The sequence below is a fragment of the Pseudomonas sp. QLc11A genome (assembly GCF_052112305.1).
Classification (GTDB): domain Bacteria; phylum Pseudomonadota; class Gammaproteobacteria; order Pseudomonadales; family Pseudomonadaceae; genus Aquipseudomonas; species Aquipseudomonas laurylsulfatiphila.
In genome coordinates, this window is sequence record NZ_JAVAJJ010000029.1 from 23,864 (window position 1) to 49,024 (window position 25,161).

Genomic DNA, 25,161 nt, shown 5'->3' on the forward strand with positions numbered 1-25,161 from the left:
GCACGACGCTTCGTGAGGGTAGACGAAAACGGCGCGATTATAGGGAGTCCTGCGTGCTTGACCAGCCTTGTGTAGGAGCGAGCCTGCTCGCGATGGACTCAAGAGCGCTGCGTTTAGTCAGTAAACACGCGGCATCGTTAACGACCATCGCGAGCGAGCTCGCTCCTACAGGGATTACTTACATCCGCGCCAACGCCTGCGCCAGGTCCGCGCGCAAGTCCTCGACGTCCTCAACCCCCACCGACAACCGCACCAACCCATCACCAATCCCCAACTCTGCGCGGGTATCGGGCGGGATGGTGGCGTGGGTCATGATCGCCGGGTGTTCGATCAGGCTTTCCACGCCGCCCAGGCTCTCGGCCAGGGCGAAGATCTGCACGTTTTCGAGGAAGCGTTTGGCGCCGGCCAGGTCGCTGTTGAGGTCGAGGGAAATCATCCCGCCGAATCCGCGCATTTGCCGCTGGGCCAGTTCGTGCTGCGGGTGCGAGGGCAGGCCGGGGTAGTAGACCCGCGAGACTTGCGGCTGACGCTCCAGCCACTGCGCCAGTTCCAGTGCGTTGCTGCAATGCCGTTCCATGCGCAGGGCCAGGGTCTTCACCCCGCGCAGGGTGAGGAAGGCGTCGAACGGGCCGGCGATGGCGCCGACGGCGTTTTGCAGGAAGCCCAGGCGCTCGGCCAGTTCGGGGTTCTGCCCGACCACGGCGATGCCGCCGATCACGTCGGAGTGGCCGTTGAGGTATTTGGTGGTCGAGTGCAGCACGATGTCGAAACCCAGTTCCAGCGGGCGCTGGATCCACGGGCTGGCGAAGGTGTTGTCGGCCACGCTGATGATGCCGCGCGCGCGGCAGGTGCGGGCGATGGCGGCGAGGTCGGTGAGGCGCAGCAACGGATTGCTCGGGGTCTCGACCATGACCATGCGGGTGTCGTCCTGCAGGGACGCCTCGAACGCCGCCAGGTCGGTCAGGTCGACGAAGCTGAAGCGGTGCCCGGCGCTGCGCTGGCGCACCTTGTCGAACAGGCGGAAGGTGCCGCCGTACAGGTCGTTGCCGGAGACGACGTGCGATCCGGCATCGAGCAGTTCGAGCACCGTGGAAATGGTCGCCAGCCCCGAGGCGAAGGCAAAGCCCCGGGTGCCGCCTTCGAGGTCGGCCACGCAGCGCTCCAGGGCCCAGCGCGTCGGGTTGTGCGAGCGTCCGTAGTCCAGGCCCTTGTGCACCCCGGGGCTCTGTTGCAGGTAGGTGGAGTTGGCGTAGATCGGCGGCATCAAGGCCCCGGTGGATGGGTCCGGCGTTTGCCCGGCATGGATCACCCGGGTGGCGAAGCCCTGAGGCGGGGCGTTTTTGTCCTGTTGACTCATGGCAGGGATCTCCGCAAATGGTTGAGCATGTCGGTTCGGGTGATCAGGCCGTGGAAGCCCGAGGCATCCTGGATGATCGCCACCAGCCCACGGCCCAGCTCTGCCTCCAGTTCCGCCAGGGTGGCAGCGGGGGACAGGGTTTGCAGCTTGTCGGTCATGGCGCTGGCCACGGTTTTACGGAAGTGCGCAACGTCCTCGTGCACCCCCAGCAGGATGTCGGACTCGTCGATCACGCCGACCAGTTGCTGCCCCTTCACCAGCACCGGCAATTGCGACACGTCCGCCAGGCGCATGCGCTGGAACGCGGTGAGCAGGGTGTCGTCGGGGCCGACGCTGATCACCCGGCCATCCTCGAAACGCCGCGCGATCAGGTCGCGCAGGTCGCCGTAGTGCTTGCGTTGCAGCAGGCCCTGATCGTTCATCCACTGGTCGTTGTAGACCTTCGACAGGTAACGCGTACCGGTGTCGCAGACGAAGCTCACCACCCGTTTCGGCGTGGTCTGTTCGCGGCAGTAACGCAGCGCCGCCGCCAGCAGGGTACCGGTGGACGAGCCGCCGAGAATGCCTTCGGCGCGCAGCAACTGGCGGGCATGGTCGAAGCTTTCTTCATCGCTGATCGAATAGGCGTGGCGCACGCTGGACAGGTCGGCAATCGACGGGATGAAGTCTTCGCCGATGCCTTCCACCGCCCAGGAACCGGGGGTGGGGAGGGTGCCACCGCGGCTGTATTCAGCCATCACCGAACCGACCGGGTCGGCCAGGACCATTTCCAGGTCCGGCTGCACGCGTTTGAAGAAGCGGGTCAGGCCGGTGAGGGTGCCGGCCGATCCGACGCCGACGACGATGGCGTCCACATCATGCTGGGTTTGCGCCCAGATCTCCGGCGCGGTGCTGCATTCGTGGGCCAGCGGGTTGGCCGGGTTGTTGAACTGGTCGGCGAAGAACGCATCGGGAATTTCCGCCGCCAGCCGTGCGGCGACGTCCTGGTAGTACTCGGGATGGCCCTTGCCGACATCGGAGCGGGTGATGTGCACCTCGGCGCCCATGGCCTTGAGGTGCAAGACCTTCTCGGTGGACATCTTGTCCGGCACCACCAGCACGACGCGATAGCCCTTGGCGCGGCCGACCAGGGCCAGGCCCAGGCCGGTGTTGCCGGCGGTGGCTTCGACGATGGTGCCGCCGGGCCTGAGGCGGCCATCGCGTTCGGCGGTGTCGATCATGGCCAGACCGATGCGGTCCTTGATCGAACCGCCGGGGTTCTGTGATTCGAGCTTGAGAAACAGCGTGCAGGGACCGGTATCGAACCGGCTGACGCGTACCAGCGGGGTATTGCCAATCAGTTCGAGTACGGCAGGACGGGAATAGTCGGGCATGTCATCACTCCTTGCGTGAATCCGCACTGGATGGACAGCAATCCGCGCCGGGTCTTCGCGCCGGTCGCGGGCAATGCATCGCTTGGACCATAGGCCGGGATCGGGCCGACCGCAACCTCGCACGGCCAGCCGGTCACCTCGACGCTTTTTCCTCGCCAGCAACCACAAAAAACATAATTTCGCTATTTCCCGGCTCCGAACAGAATGCGGCCAACACCCTGATACCGATAGCCGCAGCAGAAGAACAACAGTGATCAGCATCGAGGCGGCAGCCATGACCGACCTGAATCAAACCACCTTTCAGAAGTGCACAGCCATGACAGTTGATAAAACCGCAATTGATACGCTTGTTGTTGGCGCCGGCCAGGCCGGCGTGGCCATGAGTGAACACCTGAGCAAACTCGGTGTGCCCCACCTCGTGCTGGAGCGCAACCGTATCGCCGAAGCCTGGCGCACCGGCCGCTGGGATTCGCTGGTGGCCAACGGTCCTGCCTGGCACGACCGCTTCCCGGGCCTGGAATTCGACGGCCTCGACCCGGACGCCTTCGCCGGCAAAGAGCAGGTGGCCGAGTACTTCGAAGCCTACGCCCGCAAGTTCAACGCGCCGATCCGCACCGGTGTTGAAGTCAAGTGCGTACAACGCAATGCCGACCGTCCGGGTTTCACCGTTGAAACCTCTGACGGCGTGATCGAGGCCCGGCACGTGGTGGTCGCCACCGGCCCGTTCCAGCGTCCGGCCATCCCGCCGATTGCCCCGCCAATGGCCGGCATCAGCCAGATTCACTCCGCCCAGTACTACAACCCGCAGCAACTGGCCGAAGGCGCGGTGCTGGTGGTGGGCGCCGGGTCGTCGGGCGTGCAGATCGCCGATGAGTTGCAACGTTCCGGCAAACAGGTCTACCTCTCGGTCGGCGCCCACGACCGTCCGCCGCGCGCCTATCGCAACCGCGATTTCTGCTGGTGGCTGGGGGTGCTGGGCGAGTGGGATGCCGAGGCCATGCAACCGGGCAAGGAACACGTGACCATCGCCGTGAGCGGTGCCCGTGGCGGCCACACCGTGGACTTCCGCCGCCTGGCGCATCAGGGCATGACCCTGGTCGGCCTGACTCAATCGTTCAATGGCGCCGTGGTCAGTTTTGAAGACAACCTCGCCGACAACATCCGCCGTGGCGATGAAAACTACCTCGCGCTGCTCGACAAGGCCGACGCTTATATCGAACGCAATGGCCTCGACCTGCCGCTGGAACCCGAAGCCCGGGCCATGCTGGCCGATCCGGATTGCGTGACAAATCCAATCCTGGAACTGGACCTGCTCAAGGCCGGCGTGACCACGATCATCTGGGCCACCGGTTACTCCACCGACTACAGCTGGCTGAAGGTCGATGCCTTCAAGGACAACGGCAAACCGCAGCACCAGCGCGGCGTGTCGGCCGAGCCCGGCGTGTATTTCGTCGGGTTGCCGTGGCAGTCCCGTCGTGGCTCCGCGTTCATCTGGGGCGTTTGGCACGACGCCAAGCACATCGCCGATCACATCGTTAAACAGCACACCTATTTCAACTATCGGGATGCGACCCAGCGTCAAGCCGACGCCGCCCGCGCACCTGTTCAGAAAGCCAGCCTCATGGGAGTTCGTTAATGCCTACTCATACCCGCATCCGCATGTTCAACACCAAAGACACCTACCCGAACCAGACGCTGGACAACGATCTGTGCCAGGCCGTGCGCGCCGGTAATACCGTGTATGTGCGTGGCCAGGTCGGCACCGATTTCAACGGCCAACTGGTGGGCCTCGGTGATCCGCGCGCCCAGGCCGAACAGGCCATGCGCAACGTCAAGCAGTTGCTGGAAGAGGCGGGCAGCGATCTGAGCCACATCGTCAAGACCACTACCTACCTGATCGACCCGCGCTATCGCGAGCCGGTGTACCAGGAGGTCGGCAAGTGGCTCAAGGGTGTGTTCCCGATTTCCACCGGGCTGGTGGTCAGTGCCCTCGGCCAGCCGCAGTGGCTGATGGAAATCGACGTGATTGCCGTTATCCCTGAATAAGGACTTCGCCATGACTTTTTCCATCGTGGGTCGCTGCGCCGAGACCGGCCAGCTGGGCATTGCCATCAGTTCTTCGAGCATCGCCGTCGGTGCGCGCTGCCCCTGGCTGCGGGCCGGGGTCGGCGCGGTGTCGAGCCAGAACATCACACTGCCGGCCCTCGGCCCGCAGATCCTCGATGAGCTGGCCAACGGCTCGGCGCCACCCCAGGCACTGGACCACTCGTTGACCCGCAACGGCTACAGCCAATATCGCCAGGTGGCGGTGGTGGATGCCCACGGTCGTACGGCGGTGTTCAGCGGCAATCATGCGCTGGGCATCAACAACGCGGTGGCCGGTGATCAGTGCGTGGCGGCCGGCAACCTGCTGGCCAACAGTGGGGTGATCGAGGCGATGGTCGCGGCTTTCGAAAACAGTGAAGGCTGCCTCGCCACCCGCCTGATGAACGCCTTGCAGGCCGGGCAGGACGCCGGCGGCGAAGCGGGCGCGGTGCACTCGGCGGCGTTGTCGGTGGTCGGTGACCTGACCTGGCCGATTGTCGACCTGCGGGTGGATTGGGCCGATGAAAACCCGATTGGCGAGCTGGGCAAACTGTGGACGGCCTACGAGCCGCAATTGCAGGACTACCTGACCCGCGCCCTCAATCCGACCCTGGCCCCCGCGTATGGAGTGCCCGGCGATGAGTGAGTTGCGCAGCCGCGCCATGCTCGCGCGGTTGATCGGGTTCGCCACGGTCAGCCGCGACTCGAACCTCGAGCTGATCGAGTTCGTGCGTGACTACCTGCACGGGCTGGGCGTGGCGTGCGAACTGATCTACAACGCCGAGCGGACCAAGGCCAATCTGTTGGCCACGGTCGGCCCGAGCGTGGCTGGCGGCATCGTGCTGTCCGGTCACACCGACGTGGTGCCGGTGGACGGCCAGGCCTGGACGGTCGAGCCGTTCAGTCTGAGCGAGGCGGGCGGCAAGCTTTACGGTCGCGGCACCGCGGACATGAAAGGCTATCTGGCCTCGGTGCTGGCCGCCGTGCCGGTGTTTCTCGCCAGCCCTTTGAAGCGCCCGGTGCATTTGGCGTTTTCCTATGACGAAGAGGTCGGCTGCCTCGGCGTGCGCGGTTTGCTGGAGGTGTTGCCCCAACGCATCCCGGCCCCGGCGTTGTGTTTGATCGGCGAGCCGACCGAGCTCAAACCGGTGCTTGGCCACAAGGGCAAGCTGGCGATGCGTTGCCATGTGCGCGGTGCTGCCTGTCATTCGGCTTACGCGCCTTATGGGGTCAATGCCATCGAGCAGGCCGCACGCCTGATCGGTCGGCTGGGCGACATCGGCGCCACCCTGGCCCGGCCGCCATTGCACGACAAGCGCTTCGATCCGGCGTTCTCGACCGTGCAGGTCGGCGTGATCCAGGGCGGTACGGCGCTGAACATCGTGCCAGCGGACTGCCGTTTCGATTTCGAGATCCGCGCCTTGCCGGACTTCGCCCCGCAGGTGGTCGTCGATGAGCTGCGGGACTACGCCGAGCAGACGTTGCTGCCGGCCATGCAGGCCGTGGACAGCGATACCGCGATCCGCTTTGAAAAAATCTCGGCCTATCCGGGCCTGGCGACACCCGCCGACAGCGCCGCCGCCCGGCTGATTGCCGAGCTGTGCGGCAGCGATGATTTCGGCACCGTGGCCTTTGGCACCGAAGGCGGGCTGTTCAATCAGGCCGGGATTGCGACCGTGGTCTGCGGTCCCGGCAGCATGGACCAGGGGCACAAGCCCGATGAATTTGTCAGCGTCGACCAGATGGCGGCCTGTGACCGCCTGATGGATCGCCTGGCGGTGTATCTGAGTGAGCAATAACAACAATGGGTCAACAGGGCTGATTCCGCTCAATCACCTGTAGGAGCCGGCTTGCCGGCGATAGCGATTTGGCAGGCGACATCGGTTTTGACCGATCCGCCGCCATCGCCGGCAAGCCGGCTCCTACAGGTGACGAATCGGCATTGGTCAGTGTGCGAACCCATACTTTCGAGGAAGCGATCCATGTCCAGATCCTTGCGTTGCAGTGTTCCGTTTGCCCTGGCGTTGTTGAGTGCCAGTGTGTGGGCGGCCCCCCAGGACCTCACCGTGATTTCCTTCGGTGGTGCTACCAAACAGGCTCAGGAGAAAGCCTATTTCCAACCGTTCAATGCCAGCGGCGCGGGCAACATCATCGCCGGTGAGTACAACGGCGAGCTGTCGAAGATCAAGGCCATGGTCTCGGCCGGTCACACCAGCTGGGACGTGGTGGAAGTCGAAAGCCCCGAGCTGTTGCGCGGCTGCGAGGAGGGGCTGTTCGAGAAGCTTGATGCGGGGCGCTTCGGTGATTCGGCGAACTTCGTGCCCGGTGCGCTGACCGAATGCGGGGTGGCCACTTACGTCTGGTCGATGGTCATGGCCTATGACCAGAGCAAGCAGGCCAAGGCGCCGCAGTCCTGGGCGGACTTCTGGAACGTCGCCGACTTCCCGGGCAAGCGCGGCCTGCGCAAGAGCGCCAAGTACACCCTGGAAATCGCCTTGCTCGCCGACGGTGTCAAGGCGGACGACGTGTACAAGGTCTTGAAAACCCCACAAGGCGTGACGCGGGCCTTTGCCAAGCTCGACCAGATCAAGCCGAACATCCAGTGGTGGGAGGCGGGCGCGCAGCCGGCGCAATGGCTGGTGGCCGGCGACGTAGTGATGAGCGCGGCCTACAACGGCCGGATCGCCTCGGCGCAAAAGGAAGGCATGAAACTGAGCATCGTCTGGCCCCAAAGCCTGTACGACCCGGAATACTGGGCGGTGGTCAAAGGCACACCGAACAAGGCGCTGGCGGAAAACTTCATCGCGTTCGCCAGCCAGCCGCAGACGCAAAAAGTCTTCTCGGAAAACATCCCCTACGGGCCGGTGCATCGCCAGACCCTGCCATTGCTGCCCAAGGATGTGCAGGAACAACTGCCAACCGCCGAGGCCAACCTGGCCGGCGCCCGGGCGGTGGACGCAGAGTTCTGGGTCGACCATGGCGAAGAGCTGGAACAGCGCTTCAACGCCTGGGCTGCGCGCTGATACACAATCGTGTAGCGACACAAAACCCTGTGGGAGCGGGCTTGCCCGCGATGAGGCCGGCACATGCGACATCAGTGTTGCCTGATCCACCGCCATCGCGGGCAAGCCCGCTCCCACAAAAAACAGTGCAATACCTCGGGTTCGCGCAGTGGTGATGGTAATCAGGTAAAGCACAGCCCTCCTGTGGGAGCGAGCCTGCTCGCGAAAGCGGTATGTCAGTCACATCGATGCTGGATGTGCCACCGCCTTCGCGAGCAAGCCCGCTCCCACAAAAAGCCTGGTGCAATACTTCAGGCTCAAGCCTTGCCGCCTTCGCGCAGTGGTAATGGTAGTCAGGTCAAGCACAGAACCCTGTGGGAGCGAGCTTGCTCGCGAAAGCGGTATATCAGTCACATCGATGCTGGATGGGCCGCCGCCTTCGCGAGCAAGCCCGCTCCCACAAAAACCAGTGCGATACCTCGGGTTCCAGCTTTGCCGCCTTCGCGCAGTGGTGATGTTAGTCAGGTCAAGCACAGAACCCTGTGGGAGCGGGCTTGCTCGCGAAAGCGGTATATCAGTCACATCGATGCTGGATGGGCCGCCGCCTTCGCGAGCAGGCTCGCTCCCACAAAAAAACAGTGCGATACCTCGGCCGGGTTGAAATACGGGGGTAATTCGGGATAGCCGTTTGTCGGGCGTATGGTTATGCTCAGCGAGCCTGCCGATCGCCAATGATAAACAACCACAGTGAAGCCATGAGCCAATCCGACACGCGTGCGACTGTTCTAGCGCTGTATCCAGAAGACTCCCGTGAGGCAGCGGCGTTGCTCAAGCAGGCAGTGCCGCTGATGGTTCGTCACAACATTCCGCCCAATCCGGTGCACTACGCGCTCTGGTACACCTACAGCAAGGGCCAGGAGCCTGAACTCAACCGGCACCTGGACCGGGTGGTCAACGATTTCGACGCTTTCCCGCCGGAGTCGGCGGCCAAGCTGTTTCGCGAATACATCATCCGCGACGAACTGGCGGACGCCCGTTCCGGGCAGCAGGAAGCGATCAACCTGGTCGACGACATGGAGCGTGATGTTTCGCGCAGCGTGAAGGGTAACCAGAACTTCCAGGCCAGCCTTGGCCAGTACCTGCAAATGCTCGAAGAGCCGGCCAGTGAGCGCTTGCCGAGCATCCTGATCCAGCTGCAACAAAGCACCCGGCTGATGCAGGGGCAGCAGGAGCACTTCCTCGCCCAGTTGCAGTCGGCGCAACTCGAGATCAAAAGCCTGCGCGACAAGCTGGAACGTGCCCAACTGGCCGCGACCCTCGATGGCCTGACCGAATTGCTCAACCGCAGCACCTTCAACCGCAAGTTTGAACAGGCGATGAATGACGCAGCGTCCGGCCTGGCGCTGGTGATGCTGGATATCGACCACTTCAAGCAATTCAACGATCAGTACGGCCATCCGTTGGGGGACCGTGTTCTCCAGCATGTTGCCCGGGTGTTGCGTGAATCGCTGTCGGGCGAAGCGTTCGCGGCGCGTTACGGCGGCGAGGAGTTCTGTGTGGTGCTCAAGGACTGCCCGGATCTGGCGGCGGCGGGTGCGTTTGCCGAGCGCCTGCGCCTGAAAATCCAGTCGCTGCGGGTCAAGGCCCGGGGCACTGATACCGTGCTGGACACCATCACCGCGTCGTTCGGCGTGGCCCATGCACAACCCGGCGACACGCCGGAGAGCCTGCTGACCCGCGCCGACGATGCGCTGTACCAGGCCAAGCGCAACGGGCGCAACCAGGTACGTCAGCAGCCGGACGTACCGGTCGCGGCCGGTTAACCTAGGATGAAGTAGACCTTGCGCACCGGAGTGAGGTTTTCCCAGGTGCCCTGGAATCCGCTGGCGACCACGAAGGAATCGCCGGGGCCGAATGTACGCGCGACGCCTTCGGCATCGGTCAGGCGCACCGTGCCCTCGAGAATGTGGCACAGCTCATCGTAATCGCACTGGCAACGCTCCCGGTGCGGTCCTGCCTCCCAGATGCCGGCCACGGCGTTTTTCCCGGGCGCCACAAAGTGCCGCCAACTCTTGCTGCGATAAGGCGCGTCGACCACGGCCGGGTCGTCGATTTCGGTTTCACGGGGGGCAAGCTCACTGGCAAAGTCGATGACGTGCCGGGGCAGGGCTGTGGACATGGTGGTCTCCGGGTCAGGAATCGAAACCGATGCCAAAGGCATCGAAGGTCTTGAGCAGCAGGTCGCGGTGACCGTCGCGGTCCTCCCGCGCCAGAGAGCGCTGGGCCAGTTTCACGCCGACATACCGCAACGGCTCGGGCGGAAAGCGGAACGGCGCCTTGGAGGTCATCAGCAACTCCGTTCGTTCGGTGCGTTCCCCGGCCAGCAGGTCGAGCATGTTCAGCGCGGCGAAGCGACTGGCCGATACCCCTTGCCCGGTGAAGCCCAAGGCATAGGCGACCCGGCCCTGATGTTCGCAACCGGTGAACATCGTGGTGCGTGCCGAGGTGTCGATGATGCCGCCCCAGGCATGGCTGAAGCGCACATCGCCCAGGGCCGGAAAGGTCTGTTGAAACTGTTCGGCCAGGCGCTGGAAGCTTTGCGGGCGCTGGGTCAGGGCTTCGTCGCGGCGCCCGCCGAAATGATAGATGGCATCAAAGCCGGCCCAGAGAATGCGGTTGTCGGCGGTCTTGCGCAGGTAGTGGAACTGATTGCCGGAATCGGCGATGCCGTAACGGCCGGTCCAGCCGATGGCGGCCAGTTGTTCATCGCGCAGTGGCTCCGTGACCAGCGAGTAGTCATAGACCGGGATCACGCTCGACGCCAGATGGCCGAGCAGCGGTGGAGCAATGTTGGTGGCGAGGGCGACTTTTCCAGCGGTCACTTCGCCGCCTTCTGTACGCAGGCGCACGTTGTCTTTGTCCGCGCTCAGTTGCAGGACCGGGCTGTTTTCGAACAGTTGAATGCCTTGCTCAAGGCATACGCGGCGCAATTCGGCAGCCATTTTCGCTGGATTGAGCAGGGCGTAGTTGGGTTCGAACAGACCTGCCACGTAGGTCGGTGAGTCGAGCTTCTGTGCCAGTTGAGGGCCTTCCAGCCACTGGCAGTCAATGCCGAAACGGGCGTAGTTGCGCTGCATGGCGCGCAGTCCGTCGACCTGCCAGGGTTGGCTGGCGACATTGAGTTTGCCCTGGCGTTCGAACTCGACCTGCATACCGAAGCGATCCACATCGGCAGCCAGTTCATCGAGGTTCTGCCGGCCCAGGCGGATCAGTTGCTGTGCTTCATCCGGCCAACGCTTGAGGGCGTTGGACACGCCATGGGAAATGCTCGGTGCACAAAAACCGCCATTGCGCCCGCTGGCCTCACCGCCACAACGACGGGCCTCGATGATCGCGATGCTCAGCTTGGGGTTGCGCTGGCGTGCCAGTAGCGCCGTCCACAATCCGGTGAATCCGCCGCCGACCACGGCCAGGTCGCATTGCACAGTTCCGGTTACGGAAGGTGCGGCGGGCGGTGGGGTGACGGTGTCCTGCCAAAAGGGATGGGGCAGGACGTGGTCGAGCGTATCGAGACGCGGTGGGGCATTCATGCTGAAACTCCGGCGGTGTGTCGGGCAGCGACGATTGCGTTCGGTTGCCCGACGGTTTTGTTGTTATGGCTAGAGGTCTGGAAGCGCGAGGATCGCGCGGGCGGCAATGTCGGTGCCGCGGGTCGCCTGCATGCGCTCGCTGAATGATTTGAGGCGTTGCTTCATCGCTTGGTCGGCCAACAGTTGTTCGAGGGCGCCGGGCAGGGCGGCCAGGGGATCGGCAAATCGCGGCAGGTAGCGGCCGACGCCGACTTCCTCGGCGCGGGCGGCGTTGTCGTGACCGTCCCAGCAATACGGAATGATCAGCGACGGCAAACCGAAGTACAGCGCCTCGCAGAAGCTGTTGTTGCCGCCGTGATGGATGAACGCATCGCATTCCTTGAGCACGGCCGGCTGGGCAAACCAGCTGTCGAGGTACACGTTGTCCGGCACGGTGGTGTACATGTCGCGGTAGGCGCCGACGTTGACCAGGAAGCGATAGGGCAAGGTTTCGATCGTGCTGATCAGGCGCTTCATCATCCCGGTGTCGGCGGCGCCGAGGCTGCCGAAACTGAGGTAGATCAGCGGTGCGTCGTTGTGCCGTGGGAAGTCCGGGACGATGTACGGCGCTTCGCGGCGTACGCAGCCGTCGAGGTAGACGTAGCGCTGTGGATCGAGCGGCTGCCGGCGTTCATAACGCACAGGCGTCGGCGACAGCAGCAGGTTGAGCCAGGGTGAATCGGTGAGGAACTGTCCCGCCGGACAGGGCGCCGTATGGTTGCCCAGGAGAAACTGCGAAAAGCGTTCATGGGCCGGTGCGACAGCCTTCAGGTACTGCCCGGAGTAACGCTCGCAAGCCTCGGTGTCACTGGCCAGGCAGCCGGACAGGTACGGTGGGACGGCGGCATCCGGCAGTTCGGTCTCGGCGCAGGACACCACCCGCACCCACGGGCAACCGGCGTTGGCGATGGCCGGGAACATCACCACGTTGTCGAGCACGATCGCGTCGGGCTTGAGGCGGCCGAGCAGCTGCTGCAAGGGTTTTTCCGCTTCGATGGCGGTGTCGATGATGGCTTCCCAGGCGGGCGCCACGTAGCTGTCGATCTGCGCCAGCGGGGTCTGGTCGAAGTAGGGAATGCTGCGCTCGATGAAGCGTTCCCAGTAGTGCTGGTGTTCCGCCGCCGACAATGGGCTCACTTGCGGAATCGGGTATTCGTCGAAGCCGTACTCGGCGAACAGCCCCTGGAAATGCTCGTGGCAGATGAACACCGGTTTGGCGCCCAGCTCACGCAGCGACTGGGCAATACCAATGCAGTTCAAGGCCGCGCCGAAACTGGCTTCCGGAAACAGGGCGATCAGTTTTTGTTTTTGCATGGCGAGGACGGTCCATGGCGGGTCAGACCCGCCGCTCCTGAAGGTGTTTTTGATGCTGTCTTATTTTCAAAAAAAAATCATCATGTTTTTGCGTGGTGCTTAACGACGCCCGAACAGATGGCTTTGCGGAATGCCCCGGTTAGCGGTTTGCGGGCGTTGCGCGGCGCTCAGGCGCAGGTGCAGGCGCAGCAGGTCGGCGGCGATCTCCATCTGCCCGCGTTCGATCTGCGCGATGATTTGCAGGTGTTCGCGCAGGGCCTCCTGCAGGCGGTGCACGCTGACCGATGGCAGCAGGTTCGGCAAACGGCGCAAGCTTTGATGCTGGAGCAGGGCGTCGCTGATGAAGCGGTTGCCGCAGCTCTGGGCCAGCAGTTCATGGAAACTGATGTCCAGCTCGCGAAACTGCTGCAGATCGAAGTCTTCCACGGGGCGGGCGAGCAGGCTTTGCATGGCGCTGCGCAACAGCGCCAGGCGTTGCGGGTCGGCGTTGAAGCTCGGGCTGAGCAAGGCTTCGGGCTCTAGGATCAGGCGAAATTTCAGGCTTTCTTCGAGGGCGGCCAGGCTATTGAGCGACGGGCGAAACAGCCAGGACTGGCCGGGGCCGCGCTCGATGGCCTGGCTTTCGCTCAGTTGCTGTAGGGCCTTTTGTGCCGCCGACCGGCCGATGTCGTAGCGGCGCATCAGTTCGCTGATGCTGATGCTGTCGCCCAGGCGCCCGGCCATGCGGTCACGCAGCACCGAGGCGGCCAGTTCTTCTTCCTCGGCCTGGGGCAGGGCGGCGTTGAACGCCTGGCCCGCCGGCGATGCCAGCAATCGGTAGCCCTTGCCGGCTTCGTGGCTCAGCAGGTTTTCTTCCAATAGCACTTTCAGCGCACCGCGAATCAGCGTGCGCGACACCTGGAACGTGCGGGCCAGGGCCTGTTCGGCCACCGGGTCGCCGGCCATCAGGCCGCTTTCCTGGGTGTGCTCGAGGATGCGCCGGGCCAGTTCCAGGTGATTGGTGCGCGGTTTTTTTTCGGCTGTCGTGCTCAAGCGTCTTTTCTCGTTGTGATCCGCTGTGGGACTCAGTTGCCCATCTTATGTCATGCGCTGGCCAGTCGTCAGGCCGTAAAAAAGCGTTGACATCTTTTGATACTGGTCCTAATTTCTAAAAAAAAACACAAGCAATCGTTTCTCGTTTTGCCGTACTGCCTTCGAACACAACAATAAACAATCGTCGGGTGAGTATTTATGAGCAAGCTGAATGATCTTCTGTGCGCGGGATTGGCCGTTTCCCTGGCGATCGCTTCACAGGCTGCAAGTGCGAAAGACATGGTGATTTCCATCTGGGACGGCTACATGGCCCCGGATGCGCTGGAGAAGTTCAAGGCTGCCAGCGGTGTGGACGTCGACAAGGCGCTGCACGCCACCAACGAAGAAATCATGGGCAAGCTGATGGCGTCCGGTGGTGAAGGCTATGACGTGGTGTTCGTCTCCTCGCCCTTCGCCGAAGTCCTGCACAAACAGGGGCTGCTGGCGGACATCGATCCGGTCAAAGTCCCCAACCTGAAAAACCTCTACCCCGAAGCCACTCACCTGGAATATGACCAGGGCAACCAGTTTTCCGTGCCTTACACTTGGGGCACCACGGGCATCTGCTATCGCTCCGACAAGGTGACGCCGGCGCCGCAGAGCTGGAACGAGCTGCTCAATCCGAGCGATGCCCTCAAAGGCAAGGTGACGATGCTCGCCACCGACCGCTGGATGCTCGGCGCCGGTTTCCTCGCCAGGGGCTGGTCGGTCAACGACAGTGACCCGGCACAAATCGCCGCGGTTCGCGACCAGTTGATCGCCACCAAAAAACGCATTCTGTCCTTCGACGACACCACCTTCTATTCCAAGCTCGCTTCCGGCGAATCGCTGATGGCCCACGCCTGGGACGGCTGGTGCAACTACGGCACCCAGGCCAACGCGGCGATCAAGTTCGTGGTGCCCAAGGAAGGTTCCGACCTGTGGGTGGACACCATGGTGGTGCTCAAGAGTTCGAAGCACCAGGACCAGGCCTTCAAGTTCATCAACTTCATGCTGGCCAGGGAAAACCACGCCTGGGTCGCTGAAAACATCCTCTACAAAGTCCCCAACCAGGCGGCCATGGCCGGGTTGTCTGCGGACCTGCTCAAGCAATACCCCAACCTGACGATCGCTCCCGCCGAGCTGCTGAAAATGGAGCAATTGCGCGACCTGGGCGGCACCACGCAAAAGGCCTACACCCGCGCCGTCACCGAAATCATGGCGGCGCAGAACTAACGCCACGTCGATCCGAGGCATGCCCGGCATGCCTCGCCACGCTCGCAAGCCGCCTCTGTCCTGAGGCGGGAGGATAGGGTTAATGAGTGCTTTGCATGCTGACAGGCGTCTGTCGGCCTGGCTTCTTGCGCCCGGCTTTGGCTGGCTGCTGATGTTCCTGGTGATTCCGTGCCTGCTGGTGCTGGTCTACAGCTTCGTCGAACGCGGTGCCTACGGTGGCATCGACTGGTTATTCACCTGGGAAAACTATCAGCGCGCGTTCGATCCGCTGTACCTGGGCATCCTGCTCAAGTCGGCGAAAATCGCCGGGCTGGCCACGGTGTTCGCGGTGTTGATCGGCTACCCGGCAGCCTATGCGATTGCCCGGGCGCCACGGCGGCGCCAGGCGGTGTACCTGTTCCTGGTGATGCTGCCGTTCTGGAGCAATTACCTGATCCGCACCTACGCCTGGATCGTCCTGCTCAACCGTGAAGGCCTGATCAACCGCCTGCTGCAAGTGTTCGGCTACAGCGGCGAACCCATCAGCCTGCTGTACACCGAGTCGTCCGTGGTGTTGGGGCTGGTCTACAACTACATCCCCTTTGTGATCCTAGCGATTTTCTCGTCGCTGTCGCGGATCAACAACGAACTGTGGGACGCCTCGAAAGACCTCGGCGCCTCGGGCTGGATGACCTTTCGCCGGATCATCCTGCCGCTGAGCGTGCCGGGTATCGCCGCCGGTGCGGTGTTTGTCTTCGTGCTCAGCATCGGCAACTTCATCACCGCCGACCTGCTGGGCGGCAAGCAGGTGCAGATGGTCGGCAACCTGATCTATTCGCAATTCCTCACGGCGCGGGACTGGCCGTTCGGTGCGGCGCTGAGCTTTTTCCTGATCGCGATCATGCTGATCCTGTTGTTCATCCAGGCCCTGGTGGCCCGTCGTGCAGAAGGGGCGCGCTCATGAGTCAGCCACGTTCTGTCAGCGCCACCGTGCTGGGTTCGCACCTGGGGCTGGTGTACGCCTTCCTTTATATACCGATCCTGGTGTTGATCCTGTTGTCGTTCAACAAGTCGGGGTTGCCCACCGCCTGGGGCGGCGTGTCGTTGAAGTGGTATGCGGCACTGGCGCACAACACGGCGATCCTGTCGGCGGCGCTCAACACCTTGATCGTCGCCTTGTCGGCGACCTTCATTGCCTGTGTGCTCGGCACGTTCCTCGCGCTGGGCATCGAGTTGCGCCGCAAGGGCAATGACAAGGGCCAGGTGGTCGATACCTTGCTGATGGCGCCGATGATCATTCCCGACATCGTGCTGGCGATTGCGCTGCTGAGCTTCTTCAACTTGCTCAAGGTTGGCCTGGGCCTGCACTCGATCATCATCAGCCATGCGGTGTTCAACATCGCCTTCGTCTGCGCGGTGGTGCGCACGCGGCTCAAGCACTTCGACTATTCGATTCTCGAAGCCTCGATCGACCTCGGTGCCAGCTGGTTCACCACCTTCCGCCGGGTGCTGTTGCCGGTGATCTTCCCCGGCGTGCTGGCCGGTGGATTGCTCTCGTTCACCCTGTCGGTGGACGAATTCATCATCGCCTTTTTCAACTCCGGCTCCGGCCAGGCTTCGACCACGTTGCCCATGCAGATCTACGCCATGATCCGCTTCGGCGTCACCCCGGAAATCAACGCTCTGGCGACGCTGGTGATGCTGGTCAGCATCACCGCGCTGCTGGCTTCGCAGCGTCTCAACAAGGCTCCTCGCACCCATGAATAATTCATCTGCGGTACTGATCCTGGACAAGGTCAGCAAGTCTTATGGCAACGGTCTGGCGGTCAACGAGGTGTCGCTGAGCATCCGCGAGAACGAGTTCTTCGCGTTGCTCGGGCCGTCCGGCTGCGGCAAGACCACGCTGCTGCGCATGCTCGCCGGTTTCGAAACCCCCAGCGGTGGTTGCATCTACCTGGACGGCAATGACATCTCGCCGCTGCCGGCCAACAAGCGTCCGCTGAACCTGATGTTCCAGTCCTATGCGCTGTTTCCCAACATGACCGTGCGCAAGAACATCGCCTACGGCCTGGAAATGGAGCGTCTGCCGGAAAGCGAAATCCGCCGGCGGGTCGATGAAGTGCTGAGCACTGCGCAACTGGGCGAGCTGGCCGAGCGCAAGCCCGATCAGCTGTCCGGCGGCCAGCGTCAGCGCGTGGCATTGGCCCGGGCGCTCGTCAAGCGTCCACGGGTGCTGCTGCTCGACGAGCCCTTGGGCGCCCTCGACAAAAAGCTGCGGGAAAAGATGCAGCTGGAACTCAAGCGCCTGCAACACGAGAGCGGCATCACCTTCATCATCGTCACCCACGATCAGGAAGAAGCGCTGGTGATGTCCGACCGCATGGCGGTGCTCGACGGCGGCAAGGTGTGCCAGTGCGGCAGTCCGTCGGAGCTGTACGAGAACCCCAACAGCCGGTTTGTCGCCAACTTCATCGGCGTCAGCAACCTGTTCGAAGGCGTGCGCTCGGGCCAGCACTCGGTGCGCGTGAATGGCCTGGAGTTGAGCGTGGAAACCGACGCACCGCTGGTTTCCGGTCAGTCCGTCGCCGTGGTGGTACGCCCCGAGCGCCTGCAAGTGCTGACAGAGCAGGGCAGCGATTGCCCGAATCAGGTCAGCGGAAAAATCGTCGAAGTCGCCTACCACGGCCTCGACACCAACCTGCATGTGCAGACAGCCCTCAGCGACAAACCGCTGATCGTGCGCGTGCCGTCTTCACAGTTTGAATTCGCCCATTTTGCAATCGACACGACCATCCGGCTGGGCTGGCAAGCCCGGCATGCCCGCGTATTGACACGCTGAACAATAAAAAGACCAGGCAGGAGCAGCACTCGATGAAACAGAAAGTGATCGCATTCTTCCCCGAAGCCGCCTACGGCCCGGCGCTGAACTCAGTGGGTATCGCCCAGGCCTGTGAAGCCCTGGGCCATAAAGCGGTGTTCCTCACCGATCCGGGCATGAGCGGTGTCTACGCCGGTTATGGTTTCGAGGAGCACATGGTCAACATGTCGGCACCGATGCCGGCCGAAGAGATGGCCCGCTACTGGGTCGACTTCATCAACGGGCACATTCCGAATTTCCGCAAGTCGCCGCTGGAGCAGATCGACAACTACGTCAAGGAGTGCTGGGCGGCCATCGTCGAAACCGCCAAGTGGGCGCAAAAGGATCTGCCGGCGGTGCTGGACAAGGTCAAGCCCGACCTGATCTGCGTCGACAACGTGATCCTGTTCCCGGCGATCAAGCAATACGGCAAGCCGTGGGTGCGGATCATTTCCTGCTCGGAAAACGAGATCGAAGACCCGGATATCCCGCCGCACCTGTCGGGCATGAGCATCGATGACAAGGCCGGCCACGCGCAATTTCGCCAGCGCTTCGAGGAAGTGGTGGGGCCGATCCACGAGGACTTCAACCAGTTCCTCCAGGCCCACGGTGAAGCGCCTTATCCGCTGGGGACCTTCTTTGAAACCTCGCCCTTCATGAACCTGCTGCTGTACCCGGATGCGGTCAAGTTCGACCGCCGCCATCCGCTGCCGGCCGAGCGTTTCCATTACCTGCAAGGCTGCGTGCGTCACGACACGCCGTACGAGATTCCACCGTTCCGTGCCCACAACGACAAGCCGCTGCTGTACGCCAGCTTCGGCAGCCTCGGTTCCGGCGATGTCGAGTTGCTCAAGCGCCTGATCGAGGCGGTGGGCAAGCTGCCTTACCGGGCGTTGTTCAACGTCGGCGAGCACCTGGACGAATACACCGACCTGCCGGACAACGTGCAGATTTCCAACTGGTTCCCGCAGCCGTCGGTGATCGCCCAGGTCGACGCGGTGATCCACCACGGCGGCAACAACAGCTTCACCGAGTGCCTGTTCTTCGGCAAACCGGCGATCGTCATGTCCTACGTCTGGGACGGCCACGACAACGCCATGCGCGCTGAAGAAAGCGGTCACGGTTTCAAGCTCGACCGCTACAAATGGAGCGAAGAGCAGCTCGCAGAAAAACTCCACGCCTGCCTCAACGACGAGGCCATGCGCCAACGCCTGCAGCGCACCAGCGCGCAGATGCAATCTCGCAAAGGACCGCAAGACGCGGCCGCGATTCTCGACAAGGTGCTCAACGATGCCTGATTCATCCACCACGGCGGGTATCACGCCGTACCTCGAAGCCGTCAGCAGCCGCACCGACCTGGTGGACTGGGGCGTGCAGAGCGACGCCATCGAAGGCGTCTCGCATTCCAGCGGGCGCTTGCTGTTCAAAGGCCCGAACAACAGCCCGGAAACCGGGTTGTGGGTGTGCACCCCCGGGCGCTGGCGGTTGTCGATTCCCCGGGACGAGCTGTGCCATTTCATCGCCGGGCACGCGACCTACCGCAACGACAACGGCGAAGTGATCGAAGTACGACCCAACACCCTGGTGCTGTTCCCGGCCGGCTGGACCGGTGAATGCGACGTCCGGGAAACCCTGCGCAATGTGTACATGCTGGCCTGAACCTGAACCTGAACCTCAACGGTTAAAAGGCGAAATCTGTGGGAGCGAGCTTGCTCGCGATGGCGCAATAACATTCAACATCAATGTTGACTGACCCGCCGCCATCGCGAGCAAGCTCGCTCCCACAAGGATCGCGGTGTTCCAACCCTTATCTGATCGGCATTGGGCCAACGGAATTTTTTGGAGAAGATGAATGACTACCCCGTTTCTGTACAACCCGCTGGAAATTACCGACGTCAAGGATTGGGGCGTGATCCCGACCATGCTCGAAGGTGAATCCCGCGTTTCCGGCGTGGTGCTGCACAAAGGCCCCGAAGGTCAGTCCGAATGCGGCATCTGGATCTGCACCCCGGGCAAATGGTTTTGCCATGTCACCAGCGACGAGTTCTGCCACTTCCTCGAAGGCCGCTGCACGTATGTCCACGAGTCCGGCGAAGTGATCGAGATCAAGCCCGACACCGCCGCCTTCTTCGGCAAGGACTGGAAGGGTGTGTGCACCGTCCACGAGACCATCAAAAAGGTCTACATGATCCGGTGACTGCCATGACAGATGCACTGGCGTCATTGCCAACCCGTGAAGACCAGCGCGCTGCCTTTCTGGCAGGCGCCGGTTTCGCCGGGGCCCCGCTGGTGGCCTTGCCGGCGGATGCTTCGACCCGGCGTTATTTCCGCCTGGACGGTGCCGGCCTGTTGCTGATGGATTCGCCGCCCCATAGCGAACCCATCGGCCCGTTTGTTCGGATCGCTCGGCAGTTGCAAGGGCTGGGCCTGTCTGCGCCGGCCTTGCTGGAAGTAGATGAAGAGGCGGGGCTGGCGCTGATCGAGGATTTCGGTCACGACACCTACACCCGGCTGCTGCTGGCCGGGCATTCGGAGTCGGCGTTGTATCACCTGGCGGTCGATACGCTGGTGGCCTTGCATCGCGCAGCGCCAGCGGCGGAACTGGCACCTTACGACGCGCAGCGACTGGCGGACGAGTGCGCGCTGTTTATCGACTGGTACGTGCCGCTGTTGATCGGCAAAGAGGCGGCACAGGGGCTGCGCGAAGAGTATCTGGCGCTGTTCGCCGAGGCTTGTGGTGACGTCGCCCAGCGCCGCGAAGCCCTGGTGCTGCGCGACTTTCACGTCGACAACCTGATGCTGCTGCAAGGCCGCGAAGGTGTCGCCGCCTGCGGCTTGCTGGATTTCCAGGACGCCCTGGCCGGGGCGGCGGCCTATGACCTGATGTCGCTGCTCGAAGACGCCCGGCGCGATGTGCCCGAGGCGTTGCGGGAGGCACTGATCAGCCATTACCTGTTGCAGCGTCCGGAGCTGGACGCGCTGCGTTTTCTCGAAGACTACCGGCGCCTGGCCGCCCAGCGTCACGCCAAGGTGCTGGGGATTTTCGTGCGCCTGGCCGGCCGCGACGGCAAGCACGGTTACCTGGCGCACCTGCCGCGCACCCTGGGTCTGCTTGTCCGCGCGCTGGACGCCGAGGCCTTTGCGCCCCTGCGCCAGTGGCTCGACCGGCACGTGCCGGGCTGGCGAGAAGAGCTGCCCGCCACGACCCTGGCGACATTGCGTCAAACCCCTTATCGATTGGTTCAAGGATCATCCCATGGCCACGTTTAACTGCGATTCTGCCTTGCGTTTCATCAACCCCGAGTTCCTGCCGCTGAGCGATGGCCGCGTGCGCCAGGTGCTCGATCCGGCGACCCTGCAACCGGTCGGGCAAGTCGGCGTGTGTGGCGATGCCGATGTGCAAGCCGCCATCGATGCCGCCACCGCCGCGCAAAAACATTGGCGCCTGGTGGACGCGAAAAGCCGCGCCGCGCGCCTGCATCAACTGGCCAATGCCATAGAGCAGAACCTGGCATGCAACCGCGAAGTCGCACGCCTGATGACCCTGGAGATGGGCAAGCCGTTTCCCGAGGCCATGGGCGAGCTGGCCAATTGCGCGCCGATCTTTCGCTACTACGCGGAAATGGCCCGGGACGATGCCGGCAAGGTCGCCGGCACCACGCAGATCGGCTCCTTCCAGCATGTGCGCTACGAGCCCTATGGCGTCAGCGTGCACATCATGCCGTTCAATTTTCCGATCCTGCTGATGTGCTGGACGGTCGCCGCGTCGCTGGCGGCGGGCAATGCCTGCCTCATCAAGCCGGCGGAAGCCACAACCCTGTGCACCCTCAAGTTCATGGAACATTTCAGCGCGTTGTTGCCGGGGCTGGTGTCCTGTGTGCCGGGCGATGCGGTGACCGCGCAACTGCTGGTGCAGTCGGCGCAGACCCACGCGGTGGCCTTCACCGGTAGTGTGGCTGCGGGCAAGGCGGTGGCGGTGGCCTGTGCCGAACGGATGAAGCCTTGCGTGATCGAAGCCGGTGGCAGCGATCCGTTGATCATCTCCAGGCATGCGCCGCTGGATGTCGCGGCGGCGGGTGCAGTGACGGCTGCGTTCCATCTCAGCGGGCAGATCTGCACCTCGGCCGAGCGCCTCTATGTCGTGGACGAGGTGCATGACGAATTTGTCGCGAAATTCGCCGAGCGCACCCGCGCCCTGCGCATCGGCCATGGCCTGGAGCGCTCGGAGATCGGGCCGATGGTCAGCGAAGCGGCCCGCAACAAAGTCATGCGCCTGGTCGATGACGCCGTGGCCAAGGGCGCGAAAGTGGTGTGTGGCGGGCGGATTCCACCCCAGCACACGGTCGGCTGGTTCTATGAGCCGACCATCCTCACCGGCGTAACCGGTGACATGGCGATTCTTCAGGAAGAGTGCTTTGGCCCGGTGGCGGCGATCTGCCGGGTCAGCGATTTCGATGAGGCGGTGCGGCTGGCCAACGACTCGCCGTTCGGCCTCGGGGCCTCGCTGTTTTCCACGGACCTGGCCGAAGCCATGGAGGCCGCCGAGCGCCTGGAAGCGGGGATGGTCTGGGTCAACAACCCGCTGATCGACAACGATGCGCTGCCGTTCGGTGGCTGGAAGATGTCTGGCCTTGGGCGCGAGCTCGGGCGTCAGGGGCTGGAAGCGTTCCGCCGCTCGAAAATGGTCATCATCGATCACCAGCCGAAGATTCAGGACTGGTGGTATCCCTACGCCGACGATGTGTTCTATCGCGATCCGGCCTGAAGCCCGGATGCACACAGGAGGATCGTGATGAGCGACAACATGGGCGGGTCGACGCTGGCGGTGATTCTCGCGGCCGGGCAGGGCAAGCGGATGCAGTCGCCGCTGCCCAAGGTGCTGCACCCGGTGGGCAACCGGCCGCTGCTCGGCCATGTGCTGGCGGCGGTGGAGGCGGCCGGTATCGAGCAACGGGCGGTGGTGGTGGGCGCGGGCGGCGAGCAGGTGGCTGAATATCTGCGGCAGGTCGCACCGACGGCACAGGTGTTTACCCAGCACGAACAACGGGGCACGGCCCACGCGGTACTCGCCGCCCGACCGGCCTTGCAGGTCCAGCAGCAGGGCTATGTGTTGGTGCTGTTTGGCGACTCCCCCCTGATCACCCCGCAGACCCTGAATCGCTTGCGCAGGGCGTTGATGGACGGCGCAGCGGTGGCGGTGGCGGGGTTCCACACCCAGCGGCCGGGACCCTATGGGCGGCTGCTGGTGGAGCAGGGGCGTTTGCGGGCGATCCGCGAAGCCAGGGATGCCAGCCCGCAGGAGCTGGACATCAACTTCTGCAATGGCGGCGTCATGGGCCTGCGGGCAGATACCTGCCTGTGGTTGCTGGAGCGTATCGGCAACCGCAACGCCCAGGGCGAGTACTACCTCACCGATGCGGTGGCGGTGGCCAACGAGGCGGGGCTGATGGTGACTGCCGTGGAAGTGGAGGAAACCGACGTGCTCGGGGTCAATGACCGCGAGCAATTGCAGGTCGTCGAACAGCTGTACCAGCAGCGTCGGCAACGCAGGATCAAGGAGTGTGCCATGGGTGACTATCAACGGTTGTACATCGGCGGTGAGTGGGTTGCCCCGGTTCAACGCGGTGTTTTCGATACGCTCGATCCGAGTGACGAATCGGTGCTGGCGCGGGTTGCCTCTGCCACGTTCGAGGACGTCGACCGGGCGGTGGCGGCCGCGCGTTCGGCGTTTGATGAGGGGGACTGGCCACGCTGGTCGGGCGCGCAACGGGCCGAGGTACTGCACCTTATCGCCGAGGGCATTCGCATCCGTCAGGACGAACTGGCCGCCATCGAAGTGCGCGACAACGGCAAGCCATTGCCGGAAGCGTTATGGGACATCGCCGACACCGCCGGTTGCTTCGATTTCTATGCCGGGTTGGCCGAGCAGTCGGATCAACAGGGTGAACAGTCGATCGATGTGCCGGATGCGCGCTTCACGTCATCGGTGATCAAGGAACCGGTCGGTGTGGTCGCGGCGATCATTCCGTGGAATTTCCCGATGCTGATGGCTTCGTGGAAAGTGGCCCCGGCGCTGGCGGCAGGTTGCACCGTGGTGCTCAAGCCATCGGAGCTGACTCCATTGACCGCACTCGAGCTGGCGGGCATCGCCGACAAGGCAGGGTTGCCGGCCGGGGTACTGAACGTGATCACGGGCCTGGGACGCGAGGCGGGCGCGCCGCTGGCCAAACACCCGTATGTCGACAAAGTCGCCTTCACCGGCAGCGTACCGACCGGGCGCAAGATCATGCAGGCGGCTGCCAACGATATCAAAAACATCAGCCTGGAACTGGGCGGCAAATCACCTTTCGTGATCTTCGCCGACAGCGACATTGAAGCCGCCGTGGAGTGGATTCTGTTCGGGATCTTCTGGAATCAGGGCCAGGTCTGTTCAGCCACTTCGCGGGTGCTGGTGGAGCGCGGGTTGTACCCGGCGTTGCTCGAACGCCTGATTGCCGCAACCGAGCAGATTCAGATCGGCCAGGGTTTCGAGGAGGGGGTGAAACTCGGACCGCTGGTCAGTCAGGGGCAACTGGACAAGGTGCTGGCGGCCATTGCAGCCGGTCAGCAAGAGGGTGCGCGGCTGGTGTCGGGCGGTGGGCGGCCGGGCAATCTGGAAAAGGGTTACTACCTGACGCCGGCGATTTTCGCTGATGTCCCCGAGGACAGCTCGGTATGGCGTGAGGAGATCTTCGGACCGGTGGTGTGCCTGCGCGCCTTCGACACGGAAGCCGAAGCGATTCGATTGGCCAATGACTCGCCGTTTGGCCTGGCGGCAGCGGTGATGTCCCGGGATATCCAGCGTTGCGAACGGGTCGCTCGCGGATTTCGCGCCGGCATTGTCTGGGTCAACTGCTCGCAGCCGACCTTCGTCGAAGCGCCGTGGGGCGGCTACAAGCAGAGCGGCATCGGTCGCGAACTGGGTGAGTGGGGCTACAACAACTACCTGGAAACCAAGCAGATCACCCGCTACAACGGCGAACCCTGGGGGTGGTACCTGAAGTGAACGCCGGTTGGCAGGTGCCCCGCAGGGGGTATCGGCCACAAAACCCTGTAGGAGCGAGCCTGAACGCGATGGTCGTCAACGATAACGCGGGTTGCCAGGTATCCCGTGGCGCTCTCGGGTTTATCGCGAGCAAGCTCGCTCCTACAGATGGCATTGGCCGCCGGCGAAAACACAAACCCTGTAGGAGCGAGCTCGCTCGCGATGGTCGTCAACGATAACGCGGGGTTGGCAGGT

At 63.3% G+C, this 25,161-nt stretch carries 23 protein-coding genes and 1 pseudogene; 17 read left to right on the forward strand and 7 right to left on the reverse strand.

Annotated features, from left to right (window positions below):
• Window positions 1-178: 178 nt before the first annotated feature.
• Together Q8X48_RS28975 and Q8X48_RS28980 are read right to left on the reverse strand one after the other, a co-directional pair.
• On the reverse strand, window positions 179-1,357 hold the full coding sequence (locus Q8X48_RS28975) for a trans-sulfuration enzyme family protein (protein ID WP_126046210.1): 1,179 nt from the start codon (window positions 1,355-1,357) through the stop codon (window positions 179-181).
• Window positions 1,354-2,730: a pyridoxal-phosphate dependent enzyme gene (locus Q8X48_RS28980; protein ID WP_407802581.1), complete on the reverse strand. Its 1,377-nt coding sequence runs from the start codon at window positions 2,728-2,730 to the stop codon at window positions 1,354-1,356. Before Q8X48_RS28980 ends, Q8X48_RS28975 begins: the two co-directional genes overlap by 4 nt.
• A 274-nt stretch (window positions 2,731-3,004) precedes the next feature.
• On the opposite strand from Q8X48_RS28980, the gene Q8X48_RS28985 reads away from it, so the two are divergent.
• From Q8X48_RS28985 to argE, 4 genes are read left to right on the forward strand one after another with little or no spacing between them, the layout of a single operon-like run.
• Entirely contained in the window at window positions 3,005-4,366 is a 1,362-nt protein-coding gene (locus Q8X48_RS28985) for a flavin-containing monooxygenase (protein WP_407802582.1), read from the forward strand.
• A complete protein-coding gene (locus Q8X48_RS28990) occupies window positions 4,366-4,776 on the forward strand; it encodes a RidA family protein (protein WP_003201555.1) in 411 nt (136 codons plus the stop codon). The genes Q8X48_RS28985 and Q8X48_RS28990 overlap by 1 nt, the downstream gene beginning before the upstream one ends.
• A 10-nt stretch (window positions 4,777-4,786) precedes the next feature.
• Window positions 4,787-5,461, forward strand: coding sequence for a DUF1028 domain-containing protein (locus Q8X48_RS28995; RefSeq protein WP_007976091.1), 675 nt, complete (start codon window positions 4,787-4,789; stop codon window positions 5,459-5,461).
• Entirely contained in the window at window positions 5,454-6,614 is a 1,161-nt protein-coding gene (gene argE / locus Q8X48_RS29000; RefSeq protein WP_407802583.1) for an acetylornithine deacetylase, read from the forward strand. Before Q8X48_RS28995 ends, argE begins: the two co-directional genes overlap by 8 nt.
• 29 nt (window positions 6,615-6,643) lie before the next feature.
• Here argE and Q8X48_RS29005 read toward each other — a convergent pair whose 3' ends face one another.
• Window positions 6,644-6,799, reverse strand: coding sequence for a hypothetical protein (locus Q8X48_RS29005; RefSeq protein WP_157222277.1), 156 nt, complete (start codon window positions 6,797-6,799; stop codon window positions 6,644-6,646).
• On the opposite strand from Q8X48_RS29005, the gene Q8X48_RS29010 reads away from it, so the two are divergent.
• Together Q8X48_RS29010 and Q8X48_RS29015 are read left to right on the forward strand one after the other, a co-directional pair.
• Window positions 6,798-7,838: an ABC transporter substrate-binding protein gene (locus Q8X48_RS29010; RefSeq protein ID WP_102675832.1), complete on the forward strand. Its 1,041-nt coding sequence runs from the start codon at window positions 6,798-6,800 to the stop codon at window positions 7,836-7,838. The genes Q8X48_RS29005 and Q8X48_RS29010 overlap by 2 nt on opposite strands.
• A 734-nt stretch (window positions 7,839-8,572) precedes the next feature.
• Window positions 8,573-9,640 (forward strand): GGDEF domain-containing protein, encoded by a 1,068-nt coding sequence (locus tag Q8X48_RS29015; protein WP_407802584.1) that lies wholly within the window; start codon window positions 8,573-8,575, stop codon window positions 9,638-9,640.
• Here the strand turns inward: Q8X48_RS29015 and Q8X48_RS29020 are convergent.
• From Q8X48_RS29020 to Q8X48_RS29035, 4 genes are all read right to left on the reverse strand, one after another.
• Window positions 9,637-9,996 carry a cupin domain-containing protein gene (locus Q8X48_RS29020; RefSeq protein WP_015095627.1) on the reverse strand — a complete coding sequence of 120 codons (360 nt, stop codon included), beginning with the start codon at window positions 9,994-9,996 and terminating at the stop codon, window positions 9,637-9,639. The genes Q8X48_RS29015 and Q8X48_RS29020 overlap by 4 nt on opposite strands.
• A 13-nt stretch (window positions 9,997-10,009) precedes the next feature.
• Window positions 10,010-11,407, reverse strand: a complete 1,398-nt coding sequence (locus tag Q8X48_RS29025; protein ID WP_407802585.1) for an NAD(P)/FAD-dependent oxidoreductase — start codon at window positions 11,405-11,407, stop codon at window positions 10,010-10,012.
• Window positions 11,408-11,476: 69 nt separating this feature from the next.
• Window positions 11,477-12,760: a nucleotide disphospho-sugar-binding domain-containing protein gene (locus Q8X48_RS29030; RefSeq protein WP_407802586.1), complete on the reverse strand. Its 1,284-nt coding sequence runs from the start codon at window positions 12,758-12,760 to the stop codon at window positions 11,477-11,479.
• A 99-nt stretch (window positions 12,761-12,859) separates the two neighbouring features.
• A complete protein-coding gene (locus tag Q8X48_RS29035) occupies window positions 12,860-13,792 on the reverse strand; it encodes a GntR family transcriptional regulator (RefSeq protein ID WP_407802587.1) in 933 nt (310 codons plus the stop codon).
• A 198-nt stretch (window positions 13,793-13,990) separates the two neighbouring features.
• Between Q8X48_RS29035 and Q8X48_RS29040 the strand changes: the two genes are divergently transcribed.
• The 11 genes and pseudogenes from Q8X48_RS29040 to Q8X48_RS29090 all read left to right on the forward strand — a co-directional run bounded on the left by Q8X48_RS29040 (window position 13,991) and on the right by Q8X48_RS29090 (window position 24,927).
• Window positions 13,991-15,046: a polyamine ABC transporter substrate-binding protein gene (locus tag Q8X48_RS29040; RefSeq protein WP_217835557.1), complete on the forward strand. Its 1,056-nt coding sequence runs from the start codon at window positions 13,991-13,993 to the stop codon at window positions 15,044-15,046.
• Window positions 15,047-15,128: 82 nt separating this feature from the next.
• Entirely contained in the window at window positions 15,129-15,989 is an 861-nt protein-coding gene (locus Q8X48_RS29045) for an ABC transporter permease (RefSeq protein ID WP_007987087.1), read from the forward strand.
• Window positions 15,986-16,792, forward strand: coding sequence for an ABC transporter permease (locus tag Q8X48_RS29050; protein ID WP_007976115.1), 807 nt, complete (start codon window positions 15,986-15,988; stop codon window positions 16,790-16,792). Before Q8X48_RS29045 ends, Q8X48_RS29050 begins: the two co-directional genes overlap by 4 nt.
• On the forward strand, window positions 16,785-17,864 hold the full coding sequence (locus tag Q8X48_RS29055) for an ABC transporter ATP-binding protein (RefSeq protein WP_407802588.1): 1,080 nt from the start codon (window positions 16,785-16,787) through the stop codon (window positions 17,862-17,864). The genes Q8X48_RS29050 and Q8X48_RS29055 overlap by 8 nt, the downstream gene beginning before the upstream one ends.
• A gap of 32 nt (window positions 17,865-17,896) precedes the next feature.
• A complete protein-coding gene (locus tag Q8X48_RS29060) occupies window positions 17,897-19,180 on the forward strand; it encodes a nucleotide disphospho-sugar-binding domain-containing protein (RefSeq protein WP_407802589.1) in 1,284 nt (427 codons plus the stop codon).
• Entirely contained in the window at window positions 19,173-19,541 is a 369-nt protein-coding gene (locus Q8X48_RS29065) for a cupin domain-containing protein (protein ID WP_015095619.1), read from the forward strand. Before Q8X48_RS29060 ends, Q8X48_RS29065 begins: the two co-directional genes overlap by 8 nt.
• Window positions 19,542-19,734: 193 nt before the next feature.
• Window positions 19,735-20,079 carry a cupin domain-containing protein gene (locus Q8X48_RS29070; RefSeq protein ID WP_015095618.1) on the forward strand — a complete coding sequence of 115 codons (345 nt, stop codon included), beginning with the start codon at window positions 19,735-19,737 and terminating at the stop codon, window positions 20,077-20,079.
• Window positions 20,080-20,084: 5 nt separating this feature from the next.
• Window positions 20,085-21,152: an aminoglycoside phosphotransferase family protein gene (locus tag Q8X48_RS29075; RefSeq protein WP_407802590.1), complete on the forward strand. Its 1,068-nt coding sequence runs from the start codon at window positions 20,085-20,087 to the stop codon at window positions 21,150-21,152.
• Window positions 21,139-22,647 carry an aldehyde dehydrogenase family protein gene (locus Q8X48_RS29080; RefSeq protein WP_407802591.1) on the forward strand — a complete coding sequence of 503 codons (1,509 nt, stop codon included), beginning with the start codon at window positions 21,139-21,141 and terminating at the stop codon, window positions 22,645-22,647. Before Q8X48_RS29075 ends, Q8X48_RS29080 begins: the two co-directional genes overlap by 14 nt.
• Window positions 22,648-22,686: 39 nt before the next feature.
• Window positions 22,687-23,154: pseudogene (locus tag Q8X48_RS29085) on the forward strand (NTP transferase domain-containing protein); the annotation flags it as partial.
• Window positions 23,155-23,448: 294 nt separating this feature from the next.
• Window positions 23,449-24,927 (forward strand): aldehyde dehydrogenase family protein, encoded by a 1,479-nt coding sequence (locus Q8X48_RS29090; RefSeq protein WP_407802592.1) that lies wholly within the window; start codon window positions 23,449-23,451, stop codon window positions 24,925-24,927.
• Window positions 24,928-25,161: the final 234 nt, after the last annotated feature.

Excerpts from the sequence above, each read along its gene's own strand:
- Q8X48_RS28975 (WP_126046210.1), bottom strand. The coding sequence starts at position 1,357 with ATGAGTCAACAGGACAAAAACGCCCCGCCTCAGGGCTTCGCCACCCGG.
- Q8X48_RS28980 (WP_407802581.1), bottom strand. The coding sequence starts at position 2,730 with ATGCCCGACTATTCCCGTCCTGCCGTACTCGAACTGATTGGCAATACC.
- Q8X48_RS28985 (WP_407802582.1), top strand. The coding sequence starts at position 3,005 with ATGACCGACCTGAATCAAACCACCTTTCAGAAGTGCACAGCCATGACA.
- Q8X48_RS28990 (WP_003201555.1), top strand. The coding sequence starts at position 4,366 with ATGCCTACTCATACCCGCATCCGCATGTTCAACACCAAAGACACCTAC.
- Q8X48_RS28995 (WP_007976091.1), top strand. The coding sequence starts at position 4,787 with ATGACTTTTTCCATCGTGGGTCGCTGCGCCGAGACCGGCCAGCTGGGC.
- argE (WP_407802583.1), top strand. The coding sequence starts at position 5,454 with ATGAGTGAGTTGCGCAGCCGCGCCATGCTCGCGCGGTTGATCGGGTTC.
- Q8X48_RS29010 (WP_102675832.1), top strand. The coding sequence starts at position 6,798 with ATGTCCAGATCCTTGCGTTGCAGTGTTCCGTTTGCCCTGGCGTTGTTG.
- Q8X48_RS29005 (WP_157222277.1), bottom strand. The coding sequence starts at position 6,799 with ATGGATCGCTTCCTCGAAAGTATGGGTTCGCACACTGACCAATGCCGA.
- Q8X48_RS29015 (WP_407802584.1), top strand. The coding sequence starts at position 8,573 with ATGAGCCAATCCGACACGCGTGCGACTGTTCTAGCGCTGTATCCAGAA.
- Q8X48_RS29020 (WP_015095627.1), bottom strand. The coding sequence starts at position 9,996 with ATGTCCACAGCCCTGCCCCGGCACGTCATCGACTTTGCCAGTGAGCTT.
- Q8X48_RS29025 (WP_407802585.1), bottom strand. The coding sequence starts at position 11,407 with ATGAATGCCCCACCGCGTCTCGATACGCTCGACCACGTCCTGCCCCAT.
- Q8X48_RS29030 (WP_407802586.1), bottom strand. The coding sequence starts at position 12,760 with ATGCAAAAACAAAAACTGATCGCCCTGTTTCCGGAAGCCAGTTTCGGC.
- Q8X48_RS29040 (WP_217835557.1), top strand. The coding sequence starts at position 13,991 with ATGAGCAAGCTGAATGATCTTCTGTGCGCGGGATTGGCCGTTTCCCTG.
- Q8X48_RS29045 (WP_007987087.1), top strand. The coding sequence starts at position 15,129 with ATGAGTGCTTTGCATGCTGACAGGCGTCTGTCGGCCTGGCTTCTTGCG.
- Q8X48_RS29050 (WP_007976115.1), top strand. The coding sequence starts at position 15,986 with ATGAGTCAGCCACGTTCTGTCAGCGCCACCGTGCTGGGTTCGCACCTG.
- Q8X48_RS29055 (WP_407802588.1), top strand. The coding sequence starts at position 16,785 with ATGAATAATTCATCTGCGGTACTGATCCTGGACAAGGTCAGCAAGTCT.
- Q8X48_RS29060 (WP_407802589.1), top strand. The coding sequence starts at position 17,897 with ATGAAACAGAAAGTGATCGCATTCTTCCCCGAAGCCGCCTACGGCCCG.
- Q8X48_RS29065 (WP_015095619.1), top strand. The coding sequence starts at position 19,173 with ATGCCTGATTCATCCACCACGGCGGGTATCACGCCGTACCTCGAAGCC.
- Q8X48_RS29070 (WP_015095618.1), top strand. The coding sequence starts at position 19,735 with ATGACTACCCCGTTTCTGTACAACCCGCTGGAAATTACCGACGTCAAG.
- Q8X48_RS29075 (WP_407802590.1), top strand. The coding sequence starts at position 20,085 with ATGACAGATGCACTGGCGTCATTGCCAACCCGTGAAGACCAGCGCGCT.
- Q8X48_RS29080 (WP_407802591.1), top strand. The coding sequence starts at position 21,139 with ATGGCCACGTTTAACTGCGATTCTGCCTTGCGTTTCATCAACCCCGAG.
- Q8X48_RS29090 (WP_407802592.1), top strand. The coding sequence starts at position 23,449 with ATGGGTGACTATCAACGGTTGTACATCGGCGGTGAGTGGGTTGCCCCG.